The sequence below is a fragment of the Variovorax sp. Root411 genome, from assembly GCF_001425205.1.
Classification (GTDB): domain Bacteria; phylum Pseudomonadota; class Gammaproteobacteria; order Burkholderiales; family Burkholderiaceae_C; genus Variovorax.
The window spans coordinates 119043-139533 of sequence record NZ_LMDW01000016.1; the positions used below are offsets into that span (position 1 = coordinate 119043).

17 protein-coding genes are annotated in these 20491 nt (G+C 67.4%); 10 read left to right on the plus strand and 7 right to left on the minus strand.

Features of this window, described 5'->3' with window-relative positions; all coding sequences use genetic code 11:
- Positions 1 to 39 precede the first annotated feature (39 nt).
- From ASC92_RS17220 to aat, 3 genes are read right to left on the minus strand one after another with little or no spacing between them, the layout of a single operon-like run.
- The gene (locus ASC92_RS17220) at positions 40 to 867 is read right to left on the minus strand and encodes an IclR family transcriptional regulator (RefSeq protein ID WP_056518087.1); all 828 of its coding nucleotides are present in this window, start codon (positions 865 to 867) and stop codon (positions 40 to 42) included.
- Between the two features lie 30 nt (positions 868 to 897).
- Positions 898 to 1731 carry an arginyltransferase gene (locus ASC92_RS17225; protein WP_056518089.1) on the minus strand — a complete coding sequence of 278 codons (834 nt, stop codon included), beginning with the start codon at positions 1729 to 1731 and terminating at the stop codon, positions 898 to 900.
- Complete coding sequence (gene aat, locus ASC92_RS17230; protein ID WP_056519103.1) at positions 1728 to 2483, minus strand: leucyl/phenylalanyl-tRNA--protein transferase; 756 nt, start codon at positions 2481 to 2483, stop codon at positions 1728 to 1730. The genes ASC92_RS17225 and aat overlap by 4 nt, the downstream gene beginning before the upstream one ends.
- A gap of 200 nt (positions 2484 to 2683) precedes the next feature.
- Between aat and ASC92_RS17235 the strand changes: the two genes are divergently transcribed.
- Entirely contained in the window at positions 2684 to 5017 is a 2334-nt protein-coding gene (locus ASC92_RS17235) for a xanthine dehydrogenase family protein molybdopterin-binding subunit (RefSeq protein ID WP_235505865.1), read from the plus strand.
- An 89-nt stretch (positions 5018 to 5106) separates the two neighbouring features.
- Positions 5107 to 5523, plus strand: a complete 417-nt coding sequence (locus tag ASC92_RS17240) for an SRPBCC family protein (protein WP_056518091.1) — start codon at positions 5107 to 5109, stop codon at positions 5521 to 5523.
- Here the strand turns inward: ASC92_RS17240 and pobA are convergent.
- Positions 5520 to 6701 carry a 4-hydroxybenzoate 3-monooxygenase gene (gene pobA / locus ASC92_RS17245; RefSeq protein ID WP_056518093.1) on the minus strand — a complete coding sequence of 394 codons (1182 nt, stop codon included), beginning with the start codon at positions 6699 to 6701 and terminating at the stop codon, positions 5520 to 5522. The genes ASC92_RS17240 and pobA overlap by 4 nt on opposite strands.
- Before the next feature lie 132 nt (positions 6702 to 6833).
- On the opposite strand from pobA, the gene ASC92_RS17250 reads away from it, so the two are divergent.
- The 4 genes from ASC92_RS17250 (at position 6834) to ASC92_RS17265 (ending at position 11351) form a co-directional block, all read left to right on the plus strand.
- Positions 6834 to 7604: an IclR family transcriptional regulator domain-containing protein gene (locus ASC92_RS17250; protein ID WP_056518094.1), complete on the plus strand. Its 771-nt coding sequence runs from the start codon at positions 6834 to 6836 to the stop codon at positions 7602 to 7604.
- Positions 7605 to 7655: 51 nt separating this feature from the next.
- Positions 7656 to 8315, plus strand: a complete 660-nt coding sequence (locus tag ASC92_RS17255) for a response regulator (protein ID WP_056518096.1) — start codon at positions 7656 to 7658, stop codon at positions 8313 to 8315.
- Positions 8316 to 8424: 109 nt separating this feature from the next.
- Positions 8425 to 9804 carry an ATP-binding protein gene (locus ASC92_RS17260; RefSeq protein WP_056518098.1) on the plus strand — a complete coding sequence of 460 codons (1380 nt, stop codon included), beginning with the start codon at positions 8425 to 8427 and terminating at the stop codon, positions 9802 to 9804.
- Between the two features lie 62 nt (positions 9805 to 9866).
- On the plus strand, positions 9867 to 11351 hold the full coding sequence (locus ASC92_RS17265; protein ID WP_056518100.1) for a DegQ family serine endoprotease: 1485 nt from the start codon (positions 9867 to 9869) through the stop codon (positions 11349 to 11351).
- A gap of 56 nt (positions 11352 to 11407) precedes the next feature.
- Here ASC92_RS17265 and ASC92_RS17270 read toward each other — a convergent pair whose 3' ends face one another.
- A complete protein-coding gene (locus tag ASC92_RS17270; protein ID WP_056518102.1) occupies positions 11408 to 12394 on the minus strand; it encodes a helix-turn-helix transcriptional regulator in 987 nt (328 codons plus the stop codon).
- A gap of 87 nt (positions 12395 to 12481) precedes the next feature.
- Between ASC92_RS17270 and ASC92_RS17275 the strand changes: the two genes are divergently transcribed.
- On the plus strand, positions 12482 to 12886 hold the full coding sequence (locus tag ASC92_RS17275) for a GFA family protein (protein ID WP_056518104.1): 405 nt from the start codon (positions 12482 to 12484) through the stop codon (positions 12884 to 12886).
- 33 nt (positions 12887 to 12919) lie between these two features.
- On the opposite strand, the gene ASC92_RS17280 is transcribed toward ASC92_RS17275, so the two are convergent.
- Both ASC92_RS17280 and ASC92_RS17285 read right to left on the minus strand, forming a co-directional pair.
- Complete coding sequence (locus ASC92_RS17280; RefSeq protein WP_056518107.1) at positions 12920 to 13321, minus strand: GreA/GreB family elongation factor; 402 nt, start codon at positions 13319 to 13321, stop codon at positions 12920 to 12922.
- Between the two features lie 616 nt (positions 13322 to 13937).
- Positions 13938 to 14384 carry a hypothetical protein gene (locus tag ASC92_RS17285; RefSeq protein ID WP_056518109.1) on the minus strand — a complete coding sequence of 149 codons (447 nt, stop codon included), beginning with the start codon at positions 14382 to 14384 and terminating at the stop codon, positions 13938 to 13940.
- Positions 14385 to 14557: 173 nt separating this feature from the next.
- On the opposite strand from ASC92_RS17285, the gene ASC92_RS17290 reads away from it, so the two are divergent.
- From ASC92_RS17290 to ASC92_RS17300, 3 genes are read left to right on the plus strand one after another with little or no spacing between them, the layout of a single operon-like run.
- Complete coding sequence (locus tag ASC92_RS17290) at positions 14558 to 15862, plus strand: hypothetical protein (protein ID WP_157609074.1); 1305 nt, start codon at positions 14558 to 14560, stop codon at positions 15860 to 15862.
- A complete protein-coding gene (locus ASC92_RS28910; protein WP_056518113.1) occupies positions 15859 to 17841 on the plus strand; it encodes a hypothetical protein in 1983 nt (660 codons plus the stop codon). Before ASC92_RS17290 ends, ASC92_RS28910 begins: the two co-directional genes overlap by 4 nt.
- The gene (locus tag ASC92_RS17300; RefSeq protein ID WP_162245727.1) at positions 17828 to 20479 is read left to right on the plus strand and encodes a helicase-related protein; all 2652 of its coding nucleotides are present in this window, start codon (positions 17828 to 17830) and stop codon (positions 20477 to 20479) included. The genes ASC92_RS28910 and ASC92_RS17300 overlap by 14 nt, the downstream gene beginning before the upstream one ends.
- Positions 20480 to 20491: the final 12 nt, after the last annotated feature.

Here is a 20491-nt window from a genome sequence, read left to right on the forward strand (position 1 = left end):
TGTTTGCTTTTGAGGCAGACCTTCTTCTTCTTCTTCGGGTCAACCTGCCGGCGGGGTGCTGCTGCTCGTGGTCGGCGGCGTGATGGCCATCCCGTCCTTGAAGCCCAGCGCGCCCGAGATTTCATTGGCCGTGGCCTGCAGCTTGGGCAGCCAGCCTTCGTCCAGCCGGTCGGCCGGCGCCGAGATCGACAGGCCCGCCACCAGCTTGCCTTGGTCGTCGTAGATGCCGGCAGCCATGCAGCGCACGCCCAGTTCCAGTTCTTCGTTGTCGCGGGCGATGCCGTATTGGCGCGCCTTCGACAGTTCGCGCTCGAGCGCCGGCAACTGGGTGATGCTGTTGCGCGTGTGGCCCGCCAGGCCCGTTCGCGTGGCGTAGCTGCGTACCCGCTGCGGGTCGTCCGCCGCCAGGAACAGCTTGCCCGTCGAGGTCAGGTGCAGGGCGGCACGCCCGCCGATGGCTCGCACCACCTGCATGCCCGAGCGCTCGCTGTAGGAGCGCTCGATGTAAACGATTTCGTCGCCCTGGCGCATGCTCAGGTTGACGGGCTGCTGCGTCAGCTTGTGCAGCTCGCGCATCGGGCCGAGTGCTGCATCGCGCACGTTGAGCCTACCCTTGACCAAGTTGCCCAGTTCCAGCAGGCGCATGCCCAGCCGATAGCTTCCAGCTTCGGGCCGGTCGACGAAGCGGCCGACTGCCAGGTCGTTGAGGATGCGATGCGTGGTCGAAGGGTGAAGCCCGGTTTTTTCGCTGATTTCCTTCAGCGAAATTGCCTCCTCGCGGGATGCCAGGACATCGATCAGCGCGAACATGCGCTCGATCACCTGGATCACGGGAACGGCGGGAATGTCGGATTGGTTTTTTCTCATGGCGCTCTGCGGTGATGACCGGGCGCCATTTTACTTTGTGAAATCGCCCGGTGCCTGCCAGTGTCCGTCAATCAACACTTCATGGGGGGAGAAGCGCGCCTTGTAATTCATTTTCGGGCTGTGTTCGATCCAGTATCCGAGGTAGACGTGCGGCAGCCCCAGCTTGCGGGCTTGCTCGATCTGCCAGAGCACGCTGTAGGTCCCATAACCGGTGGATGTTGTCCCTACGCTCGACACTTCGTGTTCTCGCTGCCCCCCATGGGGGCCGTCCGCTTGCTTGGGGCGGCCCGGCGCGGCGCGGGTATCGGGCTCATAGAAGGTATAGACGGCCGAGATGCCGTCGTTCAGCACGTCGAGGATCGACACCATCCTGAGCGCGCCCGCGCTGCCGTCGGGCAGCGTTTCGCGGAACTCCACCAGCCGGGAGTTCACCCTGCTCTGCAGCAGGAACTGGGTGTACTGGTCGATGCTGTCGTGGTCCATGCCGCCGCCCGCGTGGCGGCCATTCTGGTAGCGCAGGTAGAGCTGATAGTGCTCGGGCATGAAGCACAGCTTGAGCACGCGCGCCTGCAGGCCAGCATGCTGTTTGAGCGCGCGGCGCTGGCTGCGAGTGGGCTGGAAACTGTTGGCCAGCACCCGCAGCGGGATGCATGCGCGGCAGCCGTCGCAATAGGGCCGGTAGGTGAACATGCCGCTGCGCCGGAAGCCGCTGAGCACCAGGTCGGAGTAGGCGTCGTTGTGGATCAGGTGGCTGGGCGTGGCCACCTGCGAGCGGGCCTGCCGGTCCGGCAGATAGCTGCAGGGGTAGGGCGCCGTCGCGTAGAACTGCAGCGTGTGAAGCGGAAGGTCCTTGAGGTGCGTCACGTCGGTGAGAGAGGTCGCGCGGAAAGGAGTTCGGACCAGTATACGGGGTCGAATCGCCAGCGTGGGCCCTCCTGTTGCCGTACCCGCGCCACGTGTGCGACGAAGCGTTTGCGCGCCATCTCGCCGGCGCCGAGGCTCGCGAGATGGGCGGTGTTCTGCTGGCAGTCGATCATTTGGACGCCGGAATGCCGGCACAGCGACACCAGCGCGGCAAGCGCAATCTTCGAGGCGTCCGGCCGGCGCGTGAACATCGACTCGCCGAACACTGCACGGCCCAGCGCGACGCAGTAGAGTCCGCCCGCGAGCTTGCCGTCGATCCAGGTCTCGACGCTGTGGGCGTGGCCGGCCTCGTGCAGATCCGTATAGGCCCTGACCATGTCCGGCACGATCCAGGTGCCCGACTGGCCCAGCCGCGGCGAGCCCGAACAGGCCGCGATGACGGCCGCGAAATCATGGTCGATGCGCACCTCGCACCCAGGAGCCTCCACGAAACGCGTCAGGGTCTTGCGCAGCGACCGGTGCAGCTTGAACTCCGCCACCTGCAGCACCATACGGGGGTCCGGGCTCCACCAGAGAATCGGCTGTTCCTCGCTGAACCAGGGAAAGACGCAGTTGCCATAGGCCTGCATCAAAGTATCGACATCGAGCGCGCCGCCGGCCGCCAGCAGGCCGGGGACGGGGTCGGCCGTGCCCCAGGCCGAGGCAGGGTCGGGCAAGGCGTCTCCGGGTTCGAGCCAAGGCAGTTGTCGCATGGGCATAGGTATACACGGCTTCGCGAAACCGAATCCAGCTGAGTGAGAATCGCCCACCGCCGACGCGCCACAAGGTTCGGCCCGCACGCAGCGGCACCACAAAACCCGCCGGAAACCCTATAGTCCACAGCTTGCAATCGCAGCTTCCACAAGCAGATCAGGCAGCCCGTGCATGCGCCGGGGATGAGCATAAGAGGACCATGTTGACCACTGAACCCAATCCCACACGCTTCGGCAGCGGCCAGGCGGTACGCCGCCTCGAGGACGAGAGCCTTCTGTCAGGCGCCGGACGCTACACCGACGACGTCACGCTTCCCGAGCAGGCGCATCTCGTTTTCCTGCGATCCTCCTATCCGCACGCTCGCATCCTCTCCATCGACACCAGCGCCGCCGCCGCCATGCCCGGCGTGCTGCGCGTGATCACCGGCGCGGAAATGGCCGAGGCCGGCGTCAAGCCCTTGCCGGGCGCCGCTGGCTTCAAGCGTGCCGACGGCAGCGAGAGCGCCAGCCCGCCGCGCTACGCCATCGCGCACGAGCGCGCGCGCTTCGTCGGCGAAGTCGTGGCCGCCGTGGTGGCAGACACCGTGCAGCAGGCGCGCGATGCCGCCGAGTCCATCATGGTCGACTACGAAGACCTGCCCTTGGTGGTCGACCTCGCAAGCGCCACCGCCAGCGATGCACCACTGTTGTGCGAAGAAGCGTCGGGCAACATTGCCGCCGAAATGCGCCACGGCAGCAGCGAGGCCGCGACCGCGGCCTTCGCCAAGGCAGCCCATGTGGTGGCGCTCGACGTGCACAACCAGCGCGTGGTCGCCCTGACGATCGAGCCGCGTTCCGTGCTGGCGGCGCGCGACCCCGAAACCGGCCGCCTCACGATCCGCATGAGCACGCAGATGCCCTCCGGCGTACGCGATTCCGTCTGTGCCGCCATCGGTCTTGCGAAGGAAAAAGTGCGCGTGGTGGTTGGCGATGTCGGTGGCGGTTTCGGCATGAAGACCGGCGCCTACCCAGAAGACATCGCCGTCGCCTTCGCCGCGCTGCAGGTGGACCGCCCCGTGAAGTGGGTGGCCGAGCGCAGCGAGGAGTTCCTGTCGAGCGCGCACGGGCGCGACATCGAGGCGCGCGCCGAAATGGCGCTCGACGCCGACGGCAAGATCCTGGCCCTGCGCATCAAGACGCTGGCCAACGTGGGCGCCTACGCCACCGGCACTGGCGTCGCGATCCAGTTGCTGATCGGCCCCTGGGTGCAGACCAGCGTCTACGACATCCAGACCATCGACTTCCATTTCAAGGCGGTGCTCACCAATACCGCGCCCACCGGCGCCTATCGCGGAGCAGGGCGCCCCGAGGCCATCTTCACCATCGAACGGCTGATGGACGAGGCCGCGCGCCAGACCGGCATCGACCGGATCGCGCTGCGCCGCCGCAATTTCATCCGCCCCGAGCAGATGCCCTACCAGAACCCGATGGCGCAGACCTACGACACCGGCAACTTCGAGTCGGTGATGGACCAGGCGTTGACGCTCGCCGATTGGGAGGGCTTCGAGGCCCGCGCGGCCAACTCGGCCAGCAAGGGCAGGCACCGCGGCCTGGGCATCGCCACCTTCCTCGAATGGACCGGCGGCAATGTGTTCGAGGAGCGTGTCACGGTCTCGGTGCAGGCCGATGGCGTGATCGAGGTGTTTTCCGCCGTCAATGCCATGGGGCAGGGCATTGCCACTTCGCTCGCGCAGCTCGCGGTGGATGCCTTTGGCGTGCCCATCGAGAAGGTGCGCGTGGTGCTCGGCGATACCGACCGCGGCGACGGCTTCGGCAGCGCCGGTTCTCGCTCGCTGTTCACCGGCGGCTCGGCCGTGCGCGTCGGTGCCGAGCGCACCATCGACAAGGCGCGCGAGCTCGCCGCGCAGGAGTTCGAGGCTTCCATCGACGACATCGTCTACAGCCGCGGCGTCTTCAACGTGGCCGGCACCGACCTCGAACTTGACCTCTTTGCGCTTGCCGCCAAGCAGCCCGAGCGAGAAATCTTCGTCGACTCCACCAGCACCGTGGCCGGCCCGACCTGGCCCAACGGCTGCCACATCTGCGAGATCGAGATCGATCCGCCCACCGGCGAAATCAGCGTGGTGGCCTACAGCTCGGTCAACGACGTGGGCCGGGTCATCAACCCGATGATCGTGCGCGGCCAACTCGAGGGCGGCGCGGTGCAGGGTATCGGGCAGGCGCTGTACGAGCAGGTGGTGTACGACAACGAAACCGGCCAGCCCGTCACGGGCAGCCTGATGGACTACGCGGCCCCGCGTGCCGACATCGTCGACACCATGTTCCAGATGGAGATGGACGAATCGACGCCGTGCAAGAACAACCCGCTGGGTGTGAAGGGCGTGGGCGAGCTCGGCACCATCGGCGCCACGCCGGCCATCGTCAATGCGGTGGCCGATGCCTTTGCACGCAATGGCCTCGCCACGCGCGCGCCGCGCCTGCACATGCCGCTGAGCCCGGCGCGCGTCTGGCAGGCCATGCAGACCATCGACTGACCGGGGGGCGACCGCAAGATTTTCCAAGATCGCATCGCCGCGCTCTTCGATGATGACCGCCTGATCCAACTCTGAAAGCGAGGTTTGCCATGGCCACGGTCTACAAGGAATTCATCGTCGAGGCCGATGCGGCCCGGGTGTGGGATGCACTGCGCGACTTCAAGGCGGTGCACACGCGGCTGGCACCGGGTTTTCTCACCGGCTGCACGATCGACGCCGAGGGCGCCCGCATCCTCACTTTCGCCAACGGCCTTGTCGCACGCGAAATGCTGGTCGGCATCGACGACGCCCATCGGCGGCTGGCCTACACCGTCACCGGCGGGCAGGCCGTCCATCACCACGCTTCGGCGCAGGTGTTCGCGGAGGGAGAAGGCCGTTCCCGCTTCGTCTGGATCACCGACGTGCTGCCCGACGCCATGGCGGCCTACATCGAGCCGATGATGGCGCAGGGTGGGGTGGCCATGAAGGCCGCGCTCGAGGGCCGCTCCGCTTCGGCGCCCGCCTAGAAGTCTTCGAGCGGCAGGCCGACGTAGTTCTCCGCCAGCGAGGTAGAGGCGGCGGTCGAGTGCACGAGGTAGTCGAGCTCGGCCTCCTGGATCTTCTGGCCGAAGGCCCCCGTCTCCGGAAAGCGGTGCATCAGCGAAGTGAACCACCACGAGAAGCGCTCGGCCTTCCAGACGCGGCGCAGGCACAGGTCCGAGTAGCGATCCAGTGCCGAGGCCGACTTCTCTGCGTAGAAGATCTCGAAGGCGCGCGACAGGTAGCCCACGTCCGCAGTCGCCAGGTTCAGCCCCTTGGCACCGGTAGGCGGCACGATGTGCGCCGCATCGCCCGCGAGGAACAGCGAACCGAAGCGCATCGGCTCGGCGACGAAGCTGCGCAAAGGCGCAATGCTTTTCTCGAGCGAAGGCCCCGTCACCAAATGCGCGCGAGCCTCGGGGTCGAGTCGTGCGCGCAGTTCGTTCCAGAAGGCCTCGTCGCTCCAGTTTTCCACTCGCTCTTCGGTCGGCACCTGCACGTAGTAGCGGCTGCGCGTGGCGCTGCGCATGCTGCACAGCGCGAAGCCGCGTTCGGTGTTGGCATAGATCAGCTCGTGCGACACCGGCGGCACGTCGGCCAGCACGCCGAGCCAGCCGAAGGGATAGATCTTCTCGTAGGTCTGGATCGCATCCACCGGCACGCTCGCGCGGCTCACGCCGTGGTAGCCGTCGCAGCCGGCGATGAAGTCGCATTCGATCTCGTGCGTCCGGCCGTCCTTCTCGTAGCGCACGCGCGGCTTGCCCGAATCGAAGTCGTGCAGGCTCACGTTCGCGGCGCTGTAGATCGTCGTGAGGCCTTCCGCGGTGCGAGCCTCCATCAGGTCGCGTGTCACCTCGGTCTGGCCGTACACCGTCACCTGCTTGCCGCCCGTGAGGCCGTGCATGTCGATGCGGTGGCGCGCGCCCTTGAACAGCAGTTCGATGCCTTCGTGCGGGAGCCCCTCGGCCTTGGCGCGGCTGTCGACGCCCGCTCGGGCCAGCAGATCCATCGTGACCTGCTCCAGCACGCCGGCGCGGATGCGGCCCAGCACGTAGTCGCCGCTCTGGCGCTCGACGATGATGTTGTCGATGCCTGCCTTGTACAGGAGCTGCCCGAGCAGTAGGCCGGCCGGGCCGGCGCCGATGATCGCGACTTGTGTGCGCATGTTCGTGTCTCCGAGAGGGTTTCGGGAAGCGTAGGGCGCACGCGGCGGTCTGTGGGGGCGCTGCGCGAGGCTCTGTGCGATCATGCGAATGCGTGCGCGATGATCGCGCAACAACTCGACCACAGACGACGAATGACCATCGCCAGAGCCGATTTCATCGAGGGCATCGCCAAGGGAATGGCGGTGCTCGAAAGCTTCGACACCGAACGCCAGCGCCTCAATGCCACGCTGGCCGCCGAGCGCGCCGGCCTCACGCGTGCCGCGGCCCGCCGGCATTTGCTGACGCTGGCGCACCTGGGCTACCTGGAAACCGACGGCAGCTATTTCTGGATGGCGCCGAAGGTGCTGCGCTTCTCGGGCAGCTACCTCGCTTCGTCGCGGCTGCCGCGGGCGCTGCAGCCCACGCTGAACCGGCTTGCGGCGCAGACCGGCGAGTCGTTCTCGGCCGTGGTGCTCGACGGCGAAGAAGCGGTCATCGTTGCGCGCAGCGGCAGCTACGGCACGCCGACGCGCGTGCTGGCCTATGGCCTGCACCTCGGTGCGCGGCTGCCCGCGCATGCCACCTCCACCGGCCGCGTCCTGCTGGCGGCGATGGCGCCGACCCAGTTCACGCAGTGGCTCAAGGGCCGCCACCTGGCACGGCTCACGCCCCACACCGTGACACAGGCGCGGGGCCTGCGGCAGCTGGTGGCGCGGGTGCGCAAGAACGACTATTGCTTTGCCAGCGAGGAACACGAACTCGGCGTGCAGGCGCTGGCGGTGCCGCTGCGTGACATGCAGGGCCACACCGTGGCCGCGCTCAACGTGGTGCTGTCCGGCACCCGCTATCAGGAAGAGACGCTGCAGCGCGAGATGCTGCCGCTGCTGTTCGAGGCGGCGCGCGAAGTCCGCTCGCTCCTCTGATCTGAACTTTCGGCGCCGCCGCGGCCTCGAATCCCGAGAACGGACACACCCATGCGACTCCTCCTCCTCGAAGACGACGTGATGATCGGCGAAGCCGTGCTCGACCTGCTGCGCGCAGAACAATACGCGGTGGACTGGGTGAAAGACGGCGAGGCCGCCGAGTCGGCCCTGCGCACCCAGCAATACGACCTCGTGATGCTCGACCTCGGCGTGCCGCGCCGCGACGGCCTCGAGGTGCTGCGCAACCTGCGCGCGCGCAAGCAGCGCATGCCCGTGCTGATCGCCACCGCGCGCGACTCGGTACAGCAACGCATCGAAGGCCTCGATGCCGGCGCCGACGACTACGTGCTCAAGCCCTACGACCTCGACGAGCTGCTGGCCCGCATCCGCGCCTTGCTGCGCCGCGCGGCCGGGCGCGCCGAGCCGGTGTACGAGCACATGGGCGTGAGCATCAACCCCGCGACGCGGGAGGTGACGGTGGCGGGCCAGCCGGTGGTGCTGTCGGCGCGCGAATGGGCCGTGCTGGAGCCCTTGCTGGCGCGGCCCGGCATGGTCCTGTCGCGCGCCCAGCTCGAAGAGAAGCTCTACAGCTGGAAGGACGAGATCAGCAGCAATGCGGTCGAGGTCTACGTGCACGGGCTGCGCAAGAAGCTCGGCGCCGAACTCATCCGCAACGTGCGCGGCGTCGGCTACATGGTGCCGAAACTGTGACTCGCCCCCAGGCTTCGCGCACTTCGTGTCGCTTCGCCTACCCCCTACCGGGGGCGACGCCTACGGCCCGGCGGAGCCGGTTCCGTGTCGTCCCACGAACGGAGTGCGCATGAAAAAGGTTTGGAGCTCATTGACCGGCTCGCTGCGCGCACGGCTGCTTTGGTTCCTGCTGGTGGCGATCGTGCTCGCCGCGGGGGCGCAGGCGCTCGTCGCCTACCGCACGGTGCTTGCGGAGGCCGACGACATCTTCGATTACCACATGCAGCAGATGGCGCTGTCGCTGCGCGCCGGACTGCCGCCGAGCGCGGCGGTGGGCGGCATCGGCACCGGCGAACAGAACTTCGATTTTGTCGTGCAGGTGTGGACCGCCGATGGTGTGCGCATCTTCGAATCCGCCGAGCAGGCCGCGCTGCCGCAGCTCGCGGTGCTGGGCTTCGCCGACGTGCATGCGCGCGGCACCACCTACCGCGTGTTCTCGATGCAGACGCGCGGGCTGGTGATCCAGGTGGCGCAGGACATGGCGGCGCGGCGCCACATGGCCGGCACGCTGGCCCTGCGCACCATCGCACCCGTCGCGCTGATGGCGCCGCTGCTGATGCTGGTCGTGTGGTGGGTCGTGAGCCGTTCGCTCGCACCGGTGGCGCGCGTGCGCAAGCAGGTGGCGTCGCGGCAGGCCGACGACCTGTCGCCGGTGAGCGAGGAAGGGCTGCCCGAGGAGGTGCGCCCGCTGGTGCAGGAACTGAACCTGCTGTTCGACCGCGTGCGCCACGCCTTCGATGCGCAGAAGCACTTCGTCGCCGATGCCGCGCACGAGCTGCGCTCGCCCCTGGCCGCGCTGAAGCTGCAGGTGCAGGGCCTGCAGCGCGCGCCCGACGGTGCGTCGCGCGACCTGGCCGTGAGCCGCCTGGTGGCGGGCATCGATCGCGCGACGCGGCTGGTCGAGCAGATGCTCGCGCTGGCGCGGCACGAGGCCAGCATGGCGGCCGGCGCGAAGCCGGAGCCGGTCGACCTGTCCGAGGTGGTGCGCCTCGCGGTGTCCGACGCGGTGGCGGCGGCCCAGGCGCGCGGCATCGACATCGGCATCGCGCATGCTGATGCGGCCGTGGTCCACGGCCAGCCCGAGGCCTTGCGCATGCTGCTGCGCAACCTGCTCGAGAACGCGATCAAGTACACGCCGCTGGAGGGCCGCGTCGACATCGGCATCGCCCGGCAAGGCGACTCGGTCGAGCTCACCGTGGATGACAGCGGCCCGGGTCTGCCTCCGGCCGAGCGCGAGCGCGTGCTCGACCGTTTCTACCGCTCCGGTGAAACGCAGGCACCCGGCAGCGGTCTCGGGCTGGCCATCGTCAAGTCGATTGCCGACCTGCATGGCGCGACGGTGGCGCTCGACCAATCGCCGAGCCTCGGCGGCTTGCAGGTTCGTGTCGTCTTCGCTCCCTCTCCCAGAGGGAGCAGGAACGAAGCAGGACTTGGTTTAAGCGGCGCTTAAGTCAGGGGGACGACATTCCTTTCATCGCATTGGCGTCCATACGCCCTGAAAGGAACCGACAAATGAACTCCCGTCTGACTTCGCCCCGCGCCCTGGCGATTGCCCTGGCGAGCGCGGGCGTGATCGGTGCTGTCGGTGCCGGTGCCTACACCAGCGCCCGTGCCGTGGGCACGCCGACCACCAACGCCACCGCCGTGGCGCCCGCGGCCATGGTCACGCTGCCCGACTTCTCGACCATCACCTCGCGCGACGGCCCGGCCGTAGTCAACATCAGCGTGACGGGCACCATGAAGGCGTCCGACGACGAGGCAGCCGAGATGCAGGGCATCGACCCCGAAGACCCGATGTTCCAGTTCTTCCGCCGCTTCCAGGGCCAGATCAACCCGCGCGGCCAGCAGCAACAGCAGCGCGACGTGCCGGTGCGCGCCCAAGGCTCGGGCTTCATCGTCGACCCCAGCGGCATCATCATCACCAACGCCCACGTCGTGAAGGACGCGAAGGAGGTCACCGTCAAGCTGACCGACCGCCGCGAGTTCCGCGCCAAGGTACTCGGTGCCGACGCCAAGACCGACATCGCGGTGCTCAAGATCGATGCGAAGAGCCTGCCCGTGCTCGCGCTCGGCAACACCAAGGACCTGAAGGTCGGCGAATGGGTGCTGGCCATCGGCTCGCCCTTCGGTTTCGAGAACACCGTGACGGCCGGCGTGGTGAGCGCCAAGGGCCGCTCGCTGCCCGATGACAGCTACGTGCCTTTCATCCAGACCGACGTGGCCGTGAACCCCGGCAATTCCGGCGGTCCGCTGCTCAACACGCGCGGCGAGGTGGTGGGCATCAACTCGCAGATCTACAGCCGCAGCGGCGGCTACCAGGGCGTGTCGTTCGCGATCCCGATCGACGTGGCGATCCAGGTGAAGGACCAGATCGTCGCGACCGGAAAGGCTACGCATGGGCGCCTTGGCGTGGCGGTGCAGGAGGTGAACCAGGCCTTTGCCGATTCGTTCAAGCTCGACAAGCCCGAAGGCGCGCTGGTCTCGAACATCGAGAAGGGCGGCCCTGGCGACAAGGCGGGCCTGAAGGCTGGCGACGTGATCCGCAAGGTCGATGGCCAGGCCATCGTCTCTTCGGGCGACCTGCCCGCGGTGATCGGCCAACAGGCGCCGGGCAAGAAGGTCACGCTCGAAGTGTGGCGCCAGGGCGAACGCAAGGAGCTGCAGGCCAAGCTGGGCGATGCGAGCGACAAGCCCGCCAAGGTCGCGAAGGCCGATGCCGACGTGGGGCAGGGCAAGCTGGGGCTGGCGCTGCGTCAATTGCAGCCGCAGGAAAAGCGCGAAGCCTCGGTCGAGAACGGTCTTCTGATCGAGGATGTCGGCGGTCCTTCGGCGCAGGCCGGGGTGCAGGCGGGTGATGTGCTGCTGGCCATCAACGGCACGCCGGCGCAGAGCGTGGAGCAGGTGCGCGACGTGGTGGCGAAGGCGGCCAACAAGTCGGTGGCACTGCTGATACAGCGCGGTGAAGACAAGATCTTCGTGCCCGTGCGGATCGGGTGAGGCTCAAGGAAGTCAACCGAGATTGCAGCAGGAGGGCGGCCCTGGCGCCGCCCGTCCTATATACGAGGGAGGCGGACTACCGCTTTCAATGGCTTGCGCGCCGCCTTGCGGAGCCGCGCTGCCACCAGCCCCAGGTGATCGATCAGTTCCTTCGGCGATTCGATCTCGAAATCGTGAGGCAGGCAGCCGAGCCAGACCGCCAGCGCGTCGAGTGAGTTGGCGCCGGTGGCGATGCGCGTCGAGCCCTCGTCGATGGCCTGCGGCGTGCCGTTGACCCAGCCGAGGTAGGGCTCGAGCGCCTTGGCGGGCGCATGCACCACGACCTGCGCGTGGTGCAGGTAGGGCGAGACCTGCAGCGCGTGCTCCATGTAGGCCGCGACGTCGCCGTGGGGCAGCCGGCGCGGCGTGAAGCGCGCGCCGGTGGGTGCGGGCTCGACGATGCGGTCGAGGCGGAAAGTGCGCCAGTCCTGGCGCACCGTGTCCCAGGCCAGCAGGTACCAGCGCTGCCCCATCTGCACCACGCGGTGCGGCTCCGCCGTGCGTTCGGTGGTGGTGTCGTGATGGTCGCTGTAGCCGAAGCGCAGCTGGAGCCGTTCGGTGCAGGCTTCTGCAAGAAAGGACACGGCCTTCAGGCGCACGGGCGACTTGCTGCGCATCACCGGCACTACCGACACGCGTACGCTGTCGAGCCGGCGGCGCAGGCCCGGCGGCATCAGCTGCTCGAGCTTGGCCAAGGCGCGCATCGAGGCGTCCTCGATGTCGTCCGAGGCGCCGGCCGGGTTGCCCAGGCCGAGCGCGACGGCGATGGCCTCCTCGTCCTCCAGCAGCAGCGGGGGCAGGGCGGTTCCCGCGCCAAGCCGGTAGCCGCCCGCAACGCCTGAGGTGGAGTCGACCGTATAGCCGAGGCTGCGCAGGCGATCCACGTCGCGGCGCAAGGTGCGCTCGGTGACGTCGAGCCGGGCGGCGAGGTTGGCACCCGTCCAGGAGCGTTGCGCCTGGAACAGCGAAAGAAGCCGGATCAGGCGTGCGGAGGCGGAAAGCATGAGCGCATGATGCCTGCGATCGAGGACAGGAAATGTCCGCAATGGGGCGTAGCCTTGGCTTTCCTCTTACCACCGGGACACAGACCCATGAAGAAGACGTACAACGGCAGCTGCCATTGCGGCAAGGTTCGCTTCCAGGCCCTGATCGACCTCGCCGAGGGCACGGGCAGGTGCAATTGCTCGATCTGCACCAAGGCCCGCGAATGGGGTGCGATCGTGAAGCCGGAGGCCTTCACGCTGCTGTCGGGGGAAGAAGACCTGTCGCTCTACCAGTTCAACACGCACAGCACCGAGCACCTGTTCTGCAGGCATTGCGGCATCCGGCCGTTCGGGCGCGGCAACGTGCCCGAGATCGGTGGCGCCTACGTCAGCGTGAGCGTGAACTGCCTGGACGACGCCACGCTGGAAGAGCTGTCGACGGCGCCCGTGCGCTACATGGATGGGCGCAACAACAACTGGTTCGAGCCGCCGGCCGAGACGCGCTACCTTTGAGCGTGGCGAGCGGGGCAACAGGGCGGGGCTTCATCAGCGCGTGTAGTCGCCGCTGGCCTCCGGCTGGAACAGCACCGCGACCACGTGCGCGGTGCTTTCCGTGCCATTGGGCATGTGCCAGCGGGCGAGCGCGCCCGTCTTCATGCCCAGCAGGCCGATGCCGACGGGCGACAGCACTGAGACGAAGCCCGCGCCCGGCTGCGCGTCACCGGGGTAGCAGAGGGTGATTTTCTGGCGCTGCCGCGTGACGGGGTCTTCGACCTCCACCTGGGAGTTCATCGTCACGATGTCCTCCGGGACCTCGCGCGAGGGCAGCACGTCCGCCGCATCGAGGAGTTCGGCGAGCACGGGCGGAAGCTGGTGGCCCGTCAGTTTGCCGAGGCGGACGAAGTCGAGTTCGGTGAGCGTGCGCTCCCCGTGAATGGTTGCAAGCATGAAGCACTCCAGTTGATTGCGGCGCCGTTCTGGATGGAAGAACGAACGGCGTCGCTGCCGCGCGGCGGGTGCCCGGCGGTCAATGGTTCGCGCATCAGGAAGAAGGGTAGCGGACCGCCGGGCTCAGGAAAGTGCGCGGGTGCGTCGCAAGACCGCCGTGGTCGCCGCAAGGGCAGCACCCGCGCGGCGGCCAGCCACTGCCTGGGGCAGGGCTGCGCGGGCAGGGTGTTTGCGGAACACGGACGAGAGGACCATGCGCCCGAGTGTAGGACGTGCCGTGAGGCCATCAAGCAATGGCCTCACGTGCCTTGTCGTTAAGCGCGTGCCGGGCAAAGAAAAAGCCCGCTGTCCAAAAAGACAGCGGGCTTTCCAGAGGCCTTGCGGCTTGTGGTGGCTCCTCGACCTGGGCTCGAACCAGGGACCTACGGATTAACAGACCGGCCAAGGACTCCGCGAGGCACCATCGTACACACAATTGCGCGTTCGACGATCACAAAAGGCGCCGGACTTTGGAGAGACACACCTGTCACCTTTCGACGCAGAAACGTCTATCAGGCGAGGTCCAAATCCAGGTGCACGTTAAGCATCGGAAACTGCACTGCTTTCGCAAGGAGATCTAGTCGAGCCACTTGAGCTTGTGGGCTCGCGGCTGATCGAAGAGCGGCTCCCGCAGCACGTCCTGATAGCCCGTCTTCGTCATTACGGTCACACGGATTCTGGGGTCGTCCTCAACGCCCGACCCAACAATGATGGAGTCGTCGGACTGCAATCCCCGCACCAAAAGGTTGATCTCGGTCCACTCAACCTTGAAGGTCGGCACTCGGCGGTTCAGCAGAAGCCTCGTAGGAAATATGACCTGCACGTCGCCGGGGTTGCCTTCCAGTAGCACGTCCGTCGCCCCGTTGGCGGGTGCCGTTTGAATGCTGTGGATGACCATCTGCCATCTCCACGAGTCGTCACCCTCTTTGCCGGCAGGGCTGAACTGCATGAACAGCTGACAGCAGTTCTTGAGAACGATTTTGACTTCGCGCCAAGTCACTGCTTGGTCTTCGGCATCTTGCATTTCTCTCTCCTCATTTATAGTCCAACGGCCATCGGAGTATCACCCCTGAACTTCGCTTGCACACTCCAGGCATTTCCCAAGGACAACCCATGAAGCTCTCCCGCAACACTCACACCCGTGACCGCTAGGAGAGGCAATTTTCGTCGGCCAGCGGACTGTGCTACGACGGCCGCATGACTGACTCCGCTCAACCCTGGGGATTGCTGGGCCCCGATGGATTGGTTTCGGTCCGGCGCGTCCGCACGCTCAACGTGGGCACCGCGATCCGACAATTCAACGAACTGGCAGTGCCCGGCATGGGCAGCGTCTGGACCGGCCGGCAACTGCTGTGGCCCTTGCTCGGCGTGGCGGCAGCAGCCATCGCGCGAACCTCGATGCACGTGTCGAACATCGAAGCTGCCAATGCGATCGAGGCGCTCGCCTGCAGGATGGGCTTGGCATCGAACGGCTGGCAGCGCGATGCTCGCATCCGCGGAGCGCAGAAACTACGCGGCACCGAGAATCTCACTTTCCAGACGATGCGTCGACCGGGCTTCTACGTCACCCAACCGATGCGCATGTCCGCGGTGCAGCCGCTACTGGCGTTGGGGCTGGTCGAGTCGGAGAGCGAGCGCTTTAACGCTTACCAGCTATCGGAGGCGGGGCGGGCCTTCCTGGACACTTCGTGCGATCCCTATCCCGAGTGCTGGTACAGCCACGGCGTGGTCTCGGCGCTCGCGAAATGGATAACGGGCAGCCCGCCCGCGGTCGCCAACTCCCAGTGCCTGTGCGAAGCGATCACGCCACTCGCCCCCTTGCCAGACCTAGCGGCGCAAACGCTGCGCGAGCAGCTTGCCGGCCGCAGTGACCCGACCTCGCTGCGCCGGCGGGCGGCGCTCGCTTGGGTGCGACGCTGCCAGGATGTACGCCGGCCCGTCGACGACTGGGAAGGGCCGGCGCCCGCGGAGCTCTCGACTGCGCACTGGGCGGACCTGCGGGCCGGCGCGTGCTTCTTTCGTGCTCGCGATGCGGCCATCGGAGTGCTCGATGCCTGCGAGCGCGTCATGGGGCCGGCAGGTGCGCCGCTGTCGCCAGTCGAGCCGTTGCCCGAGACCGTGCGTGATGCGCTCGACGCCGCGCGGGCCGCCGCAGCCGCCTTCCTGGAACTGGTGGAAGGCAGTAACTACCACGCGAGTGGCCTGCAGTTCTGCCGCGAGCTATCAGGTGACGAGCACCCTACAGTGCTGAAGCAGCTCGTCGCCCGTGACGGCCGCGTGCTGCGCCTGAGCGGCAACGAGATCGTGCCCGGCATGGCCTTCGACGGTGGGCCGCAAGAGGCAGAGGCCGAGGCGCAGGACGGCGACGAGGCAACTGCGGACTTCGCGCGCCGCGTTCGACTTCCGGCCGGTACCTCTTTCCGCATACGTAACCTGTTGCTGCTTGACTTGGACCTGCAGGCGAAGATGGGTGGCTGGCTCGTGACGGAGAGCCCTGCATGAGCCGCTACCTTCCTCCTTCGCTGCTGCAGCACTTCGCGTCCCCCGACGATTACGTCGGAACTTTCGGCTGGCTGTGCGGCTATTCCGCCGACGCCAGCTTCCTCGACGCGGCGGCGGAACGCTTCACCCAGCAGGCGGGTGGCCAACGCGGCTACGCAGGCAAGCTGGCGCTGGTGGTTCTGCTTGACCGAGGGCAGCCGCAGATCCTGCCGCATGAAGCAGCCGGCGTGCTGCACGCGCCGCTGCGCGACGCAACGCGCTTCGCGCTGCTGCATGCCAAGGTTGCGCTGCTCGGGTTCCGGCACGTGCAGGCGCCCGAGCGGTGGCGCATGCGGCTGCTCGTCTGCACCGGCAATTGGACGCGCCAGACCCTGGAGCGCAGCCTCGACCTCGCGTGGTCCGTCGAGGTCGGCGCAGAGGACCTCGAGTCGCGCGAGCCGCAAAGCTTGCAGGCTCGCGCCGACGTTGCCGCGGCCTGGGACCTGCTGCAGTGGCTGATGCCCTTGTTTGACCTGCGCGCGCTGGCGGCGGAGCCGCACAGCCTGACCGGCCTCGCGCGTGGCCAGTTCGCGAGCTGGTGCGAAGCTCTGCCCCGACGCAACCTCCCGCGGCCGCGCTTCTTCGATTCGCGCAACCGATCGCTGCTGCGGCAACTGCCGGACCTGGCCCGCCGCCAAGCCGGCGAGGCCGACCGCAACACGCTGGTGCTCGGCTCGGGCTTCTACGAAGGCGGCGAGGGTGGGCAGGCGCCGGTCGCGCTGGTCCGTATCGTCGACGCGCTGAAGGAAGCGGGCATGGTCACCGCCAGCTGCGACGTGAGTGTCATCGTCGAGCCGACCGATTGCCAAGCGGTGGCGACCGCGCTCCCTGCGATGCACCAATTGGGCTGGCGCGTTTGGCCGGCGGGACAGCCCGAATTCCTGGGGCGGCCCGCGCGCAGCCTGCACGCCAAGTTCGTGTTCGCGAGCAGCTACCGGAAGAATTCCAACACCTGCCTGAATGGCTGGTTGTATCTCGGCTCGGGCAATCTTACGGCGCCGGGCTTTCTAAACCCTTGTCCCCGGGGCAACCTAGAGGTGGGCGTAGTGGTCGGGGAGGACTCTCTTTACTGGCACAAGAGCCGCGGCCTGCCCTCAGAGCTATGGGCGGGCAACCGGCTCCCCTTGCAGTGGGAGCGCGAGGTGCTGGATGCGCAGGAACTGCAGGGGGGGCCAGGGATGCCGGATCGGCCGCCCGTTTTCGAGGCGCCTCCGGTGGCTTGGTGTCGTTACTTGTCTGCGCAGGATGGGCTGCCAGCGCGACTGCTGCTCCCCGTGCACGATGTGCCGTTGGAGGTGCTCGACACCGAGTCGAGTGTGTGCACGCCCGTCGGGTCGCTGGAGGTCGCTTGGCCCGGCGCGCCGCAACCGTCAGTGGTCGTGCGATGGCATGAAGGCGGCCTCAGACTGCAATGTAGCATTCCCGTTATCGATGCGGCGGGCCGGATCGCGGCGCTGGAACTGCCGAAGCTGGACCTCGAATCCGCGTGGTGGCAGCTGCAGCAGTTCCCGCAACCGCCCGCCGAGGAGGACACCGGCACGGACGAACGGGAGTTCGAGCCTGGCATGGCGCTGGTTGCGACCGCCAGCCCCGCGGCAATGGACAGCGTGGTGCGCACGATGATGCGCCTCGTCGAAAACATTGCCGACAAGCAGGCCGGCTTGATGCAGGCCGACTGGGATGCGTGGTGCATCAGCCTGGAGCAGGCGCTGCGCCAGGCTGCGGACTGCGTGGCCGTGAAGGCTTTCGCGGCGCAGCTCAGGCTCGATCCGCTGGACGTGCTTCGGCAGGAAGGCAGCTTACCCGCCTTCGCCCGCGATGCGCAGTCGCCGCAGCGCGAGCGCTACCTCGCGGTGTTGGATGCGCTCGCGGCCTGCTGGGGCGTCCAGGGCCTGCCGTCTGTGGGACGACATGGGGGGAAGTGCATTGAACTGGTCTGAAGTCGCATCGCACCTGGAGCAACGGGTTGCTCAGTTGGAGGCACAGGAGCGCGCCGGCGATCCGGTGCGCCTGAACGCAGGACAGCGCGCCAGCCTGCGCGTATTCGGTCAGCGGCTCCCGGAGAACGGCATCGTGCTGGCCGACGAAGTGGGCATGGGCAAGACGCGCATCGCCGTACAGGTGATTGAATCGGTCCTGCGCTGCGGCGGGCGCGTGGCCGTGCTCATCCCCAGCGGCCTGGGCTACCAGTGGCAGCGCGAGCTGGTCGGCGGCGGCTTGGTCACCGAGCACGTACTGCGCGGCATCCTCGGCTACATGGGTGCCTGGAGTGGGGAAGGCGCCGAGCCGTGGAACTCGCGCCAAGTCGTGGTGCTGTCGCACGCCTTCAGCAACTGGCAGATCCGTGGGAACGCCGATGCGCGCCGCTGGATCCTCCTCCCGGCGCTTGTCGCGACGCTGCGCGAGCGCACGGGCCACGTTTCCGGAGCGCGGTGGGTGGCGGATGTACGCAAATTGCCGGCCGGGGAGGGGGCCTTGCGCGCCGCGGCGGCGACCGCGGAGGTGCTGCAGGGGAAGCTGCCACCGGGCGCGCATTCGCTACTGGAGTTCGCGCAGACGACGCAGTGGGCACCGCTGATGCGGCCTTCCGAGTACGCCGCCGGCACCGAGTGCCGGCACATGCTGATGAAGGCCGTGGGGCTTGGTTTCGGCCGCTTCGACCTGGTGATCGTCGACGAGGCGCACAAGAGCCGAGGCAAGGATGCCCGCCTCTCGGTGCTGCTGGGCAAGATGCTGCACATCGACGCCAAGACTCGCTTCGTCGCGATGAGCGCCACGCCGGTAGAGCTGGACGCCGCGCAGTGGCTGCAGACGTTGGGCCGCATCGGTATCCCGGCGACACGCTTGCAGCCCATCATGGTGGCGGTCGATCACTACACCGAAGCGCTGCAGCGGGTGCGCCGCTCCTGGCGCACTAGCGCGGAGGCTCGTAGCGTCTATGCCATGGCGGCCGGCGAATTCCAGCGCAAGCTGGGTGACTTCGTGCTGCGCCGGGACAAGCGCGAGGATGCCGATGTGCAGCTTTACGAGAGGCACGGCGGCCACAACTACCGCGATACCAGTGGCGAGATTCTGGTTGATACGCACACCCTCGATACGCCCTGGAAGCAGGCCGTGTGCGCGGCAGAAGCGCTGTCAGTGATCCGCCGGCGCGGAGATGCGAGCGACAAGCGCCTGCGCCTCACGCTTGCGAGCGGCCATGGCACATGCAAGTTCCTGGACGAGGATGACGCCGAAGAGGCAATCATTGAGGAAGCGATTGAGGCCGAGCGCGCCAGCGGCCTGCAGCCAGAAGAAGCTTCCGAGCCTGCCCTCGCTGCGCATGCGCAGCAGCGGGCCGCTTGGTGGCGCGCATCGCTGCAGGCAAGCTTGCGAGCGGTCGACGAACCCGTGTATGGCCACCCGGCGCTCCTCGCCGCCGTGGGCGCCATCGAGCAACGCACGGGCGAAGGCGACAAGGTTTTGGTGTTCGGCCGCTACTCCCGGCCCATGCAAGCCTTGGAGCAGTTGCTCAACGCGCGGGAGATGTTGCGCCGGCTGGCTGAAGGCCGCTATTGGCCGCAAAGCCGTTTGCGCGAGGGCGGCGATGGCGTCGACCAGTGGCCCGCCGTTCGCGCCGCCCACAAGCAGTGGGCGCAAGAGCGCAGAGCGCCGCACCCCGTTGCTCTGGACCGGATCAATGCGGAATTGGCCGAACAGTTCCGGACCGAACGCAACTTGCGCGAGCGCTTCCGCAATGCTCTGTTGCGCCGCCTGGGCGAAGCGGTCGCCAGCCTGCCGTTCCACGGAAAACTGTGGGTCGGCCTGCAGGCTGCGGCGCAGCGCTCGCAGCTGGGCGAAGACGACGGCCACCCGGTCGCACTGCTGGCCCGCGCGCTGTTGGAGATGACCGCGAATGCCGCAGTTGACATGGGCGCGCAGGAGCTGGGGCGGGAGTTCGTCGCGCTGGTGGATGCGGTGCTGGACAACGATCCGGGCGGCCGCGATGCGGACACCGAGGGCGATTTGGTCGGAAGCTGGGCCGAGTTCCAGAAGCGGCTGGAAGCCGAATACGGCACGCGCACTGGCGAGTTTGCGCGCTTCATGCATGGTCAGACCAAGATCGAGTCGCGCCGCATCATCCAGCAGGCGTTCAATCGCGCGGTGGCCGCGCCCATGGTGCTGATCGCGCAGTCGCTCGTCGGCCGCGAGGGCCTCAACCTGCACGAGGCCTGCCGCGTCGTCGTGCTGCTGCATCCGGAATGGAACCCTGCGGTGGTGGAACAGCAGATCGGCCGCGTCGATCGCGTCGGTAGTCATTGGGCGCGGCAGTTGCGGACGGCCGTGGCGGAAGGGCATCGCGGGGTCAAGCTACCCCGCATCGATGTGCTACCAGTCGTCTTTCGCGGCACCTATGACGAACACAACTGGCGCGTGCTGCGCGAGCGCTGGGATGACCTGCGGGCGCAACTACATGGCGAAGTTATCCCGCCGCACCTCGGCGGCGCGGAGTGCACCGAGGAGGAACGCGCACTTCTGCAAGAACTGGAATGTGCGGCGCCGAACTTCTCTCCGACGGCGCCGTGGCGCACCATCTGAGCACTCCGAGTC